A 3,385-nucleotide genomic window follows, 5' to 3' on the forward strand; every position below is an offset into this window, starting at 1 on the left:
GCGCGCTGCGTCATGGACGGTTTCCTGAGCCAGGTCGAGATCGAGAGCGCAGCGCCTATGCCTTATGTGACGCGGACGCAATAAGACGCGCCCCAGATCCGGGCTTGCTGGTTGTTCTCGGGTCTGCGCATAGACAGGCATGATCCAGAACTCGCCCGATCCAGCCTCCGTGAAGCCCGCCCCCCGCGCCGCCGCCACCGTCTTCATCACGGGCACGGTGGCGATCGATGCTCTGGGCTTTGCGCTCATCATTCCGGTCCTGCCCAGCCTCCTGATGGAGCTCACGGGCGGCGGGGTCGGGGAGGCGGCGCGCTGGGGCGGCATCGCCACCTTCGTGTTCGCGCTGATGCAGTTCGTCTTCTCGCCCATCATCGGCGGGCTGTCGGACCGGTTGGGGCGCCGCCCGGTGCTTTTATTGTCACTGACCGCCCTGATGGTGGACTTCCTGCTGATGGGGCTCGCCCACGCGCTGGTCGTGTTCTTCATCGCGCGCTTGCTCTCAGGCGTTTTCGCCGCCACGCACTCTACCGCCAACGCCTATATCGCCGACATTTCCACGCCCGAAGAACGCGCCCGACGTTTTGGCCTTCTGGGCGCGGCGATGGGGGCGGGGTTCGTCCTGGGGCCGGCGCTGGGCGGGCTTCTGGGCGAATTGACCCCACGCGCGCCCTTCTTCGCCGCCGCTGCGCTTGCGGGCGTGAATGCGCTTTATGGCTGGTTCGTGGTGCCTGAATCCCTCAAGCCCGAGCACCGCCGGCCCTTTTCCTGGAAGCGGTCCAATTCCATCGCCACCCTGTTGCGTCTGCGCCGGGCCGAGGGGCTGGGCGTACTGGTCTGGGTCTATTTCCTGTCCCAGCTGGCCGGTTTCGTATATCCGGCGGTCTGGTCCTATATCGCTATCGCCAAGTTTGGCTGGACCGAAGGCGAGATCGGCATTTCGCTCGCCGCCTATGGCGTTCTGTTCGTGATCTGCCAGGCGGTTGTGACTCCTTTCCTGATGCCGCGCATTGGCGAGCGGCGCGTGATCTGGATCGCTTTTGCGCTTGAAGCCGTGGCGCTGATTGGTCTGGCGACAGCGCCGACGACCCTGGTGCTCTATCTGTGGCTTCTGCCAGCCCTGTTCACGGGGATGGAGGGGCCGGCGCTTCAGAAGGTGATGACCGAGCGGACCCCGCCGGACGCCCAGGGCGAACTGCAGGGCGGCCTGTCCGGGCTGGGCGCGATCGTGCTGATCCTCAGCCCGCTCATCTACACACAGCTTTTCTTCGCCTTCCAGAACGGCGTGGGCGGCGTTGTGTTTCCGGGCGCGCCCTTCGTGATGGCGGCGGTGTTCAACGTCATCGCGCTCGCCCTGTTCGTGATGAGAAAGCGCCAGACGAGCGCCTAGAGGCCGACCCGTTCGCGCAGGGTTTCGGGCGTCTCGCCCGCCTCCCGCAGGGCGCGCAGGGTGAGCGAGCGGTCGCGCTTGGCGAAGCGCTTGCCGCTTTCATCCAGCATCAGCCGGTGATGGCGATAGATCGGGACCGACCAGCCCATCAGCTCCTGCAACAGCCGATGCAGATGCGTGGCGAAATACAGGTCCACGCCCCGGATCACATGGGTGACGCCCTGCAGCGCATCATCATGGGTGCAGGCGAGGTGATAGCTCGTGCCCACATCCTTGCGGCCCAGGATCACGTCTCCCAGCGTTTCGGGACGCGCCCGCACCTCGCCGGTCTCGCTTTCGGGGCCTTCGCCGGTTTCGACAAAGCACAGACGGTCAAAGGCGGCGCCGAGATGATCGCGGCACGCATTGATGGAGAGCCGCCATGAAAACGCCTCGCCTCGTTCCAGCCGTTCGGCCTCCTCGTCCGCGCTCATCGGCTCTGGCGGGCCGGGATAGATCACGCCTTCGGGCCCTTCGCCGGGATGGTGCGGCGCGCGGGCGATGTCCTCGGCAATCTCCCGCCGGGTCTTGAAACACCGATAGACGAGGCCTCGCGCAGCGAGGGTTTCAAGCGCTACATGATACTCGGGGAAATGCTCGCTCTGGCGACGGACCGGTTCAGGCCAGTTGCAGCCCAGCCAGTCCAGATCCTCCAGCGCCGCGGCTTCGAAGTCGGGCTTGCAGCGGTTCGTGTCGATATCCTCGATCCGCAGCAGACACACGCCGTCCGCCTCCCGCGCCGCGTCAAACGCGGTCAGGGCCGAGAAGGCGTGCCCCAGATGCAGATAGCCCGTGGGCGAGGGGGCGAAACGGGTTCTGAAGGCGCTCATGGCGCTTGCATATCATCGCGCTGAAGCGAGTGCGAGACTTGGGGTTTTCCTGTCCGGTCAGCGCTCTATGATCGCCGCGCACACAATGGAAGGGCACACCCATGATCCTGATCGACGGTCCGCGCATCGCACCCAAATCCGGGCAGGCGAAAAAGCTGGTCATCCTGTTTCATGGCTATGGCTCCAATGGCGCGGATCTCGCAGGTCTCGCCCAGCACTGGGCGCCGCATTTTCCCGACGTGGCCTGGGCGTCGCCCGATGCGCCCGAATCCGTGCCCGGCGCGCCGGGCGGCTATCAATGGTTCCCGATCTCCCGCCTGGATCCGGTCGCCATGGAACAGGGGGTGCGATCGGCCCACGCGACGGCGGAACAATTCGTCGCGTCCGAATTGCGCCGTTGGGAGGTCGCCCCGGAAAACCTCGTCCTGATCGGCTTCTCGCAAGGCACGATGATGGCGCTGCACACCGCGCTCCGGCGCGAGGTCGCGCCGGCGGGTGTCATCGGCTATTCCGGCGCGCTGCCGGGGCCCGAGCGGCTGAAGTCTGAAATGACCGCCAAGCCGCCCATCATGCTGATCCATGGCGACAGTGATGACGTGCTGCCTGTGGGCATGACCTTCATGGCGGCCCAGGGGCTCGCCGAAGCCGGCCATGGCGCGCAGTTCCACATTTCGCGCGGCATTCCCCACTCCATCGGCCCGGACGGGCTGGAGCTCGGTCAGCAGTTCATCGAGGCGGCGCTATCAGGGCGTCTGCGCGGCTAGGCGCGACTGTCAAACAAGCGTCGAGCCTGTGTCATAGCCATGTCATGCGAACAGGCGTATTGTGCGCCTGTCTCAAGGACCGGGTTGTTGATTCGCTGGATGGATCAGCCCGATGGCTAAGAGGGAGGCGCGTCTTCAAGACGACGCTTGCATATCAGGGGGCCATCCTCCTTCAAACGCGCCGCCCGGCGCTGAGGTGCGGGGGCGGTCATGCGGGTCTTTAAGGCTGCGCCTGATGACCTGAGATGCCTTGTCCTGAACGCGGACTATCAACCGCTGTCCTATTACCCCCTGTCCACCTGGCCCTGGCAGGAAGCCATCAAGGCGGCCTTCCTTGAGCGTGTGGACATTGTCTCCGAATACAA

The 3,385-nt window shown here is 65.3% G+C and carries 3 protein-coding genes and 1 pseudogene; 3 read left to right on the forward strand and 1 reads right to left on the reverse strand.

The genetic code is table 11. From position 1 onward, the window contains the following. Positions 1 to 139: 139 nt before the first annotated feature. Positions 140 to 1,387 carry an MFS transporter gene (locus B2Z70_RS02935; RefSeq protein ID WP_292980803.1) on the forward strand — a complete coding sequence of 416 codons (1,248 nt, stop codon included), beginning with the start codon at positions 140 to 142 and terminating at the stop codon, positions 1,385 to 1,387. Here B2Z70_RS02935 and gluQRS read toward each other — a convergent pair. Further along, on the reverse strand, positions 1,384 to 2,256 hold the full coding sequence (gene gluQRS, locus B2Z70_RS02940) for a tRNA glutamyl-Q(34) synthetase GluQRS (RefSeq protein WP_292980806.1): 873 nt from the start codon (positions 2,254 to 2,256) through the stop codon (positions 1,384 to 1,386). The genes B2Z70_RS02935 and gluQRS overlap by 4 nt on opposite strands. Positions 2,257 to 2,357: 101 nt before the next feature. Between gluQRS and B2Z70_RS02945 the strand changes: the two genes are divergently transcribed. Then, the gene (locus B2Z70_RS02945; protein ID WP_009801823.1) at positions 2,358 to 3,020 is read left to right on the forward strand and encodes an alpha/beta hydrolase; all 663 of its coding nucleotides are present in this window, start codon (positions 2,358 to 2,360) and stop codon (positions 3,018 to 3,020) included. Between the two features lie 210 nt (positions 3,021 to 3,230). Beyond that, positions 3,231 to 3,385: pseudogene (locus B2Z70_RS15410) on the forward strand (HNH endonuclease); the annotation flags it as partial.

Origin of the sequence: Oceanicaulis sp. UBA6590 (assembly GCF_002433705.1) — a bacterium.
Classification (GTDB): domain Bacteria; phylum Pseudomonadota; class Alphaproteobacteria; order Caulobacterales; family Maricaulaceae; genus Oceanicaulis.

What these genes read in the sequence shown, in the direction of transcription:
- B2Z70_RS02935 (WP_292980803.1), top strand. Translation starts at nt 140, where the DNA reads ATGATCCAGAACTCGCCCGATCCAGCCTCCGTGAAGCCCGCCCCCCGC.
- gluQRS (WP_292980806.1), bottom strand. Translation starts at nt 2,256, where the DNA reads ATGAGCGCCTTCAGAACCCGTTTCGCCCCCTCGCCCACGGGCTATCTG.
- B2Z70_RS02945 (WP_009801823.1), top strand. Translation starts at nt 2,358, where the DNA reads ATGATCCTGATCGACGGTCCGCGCATCGCACCCAAATCCGGGCAGGCG.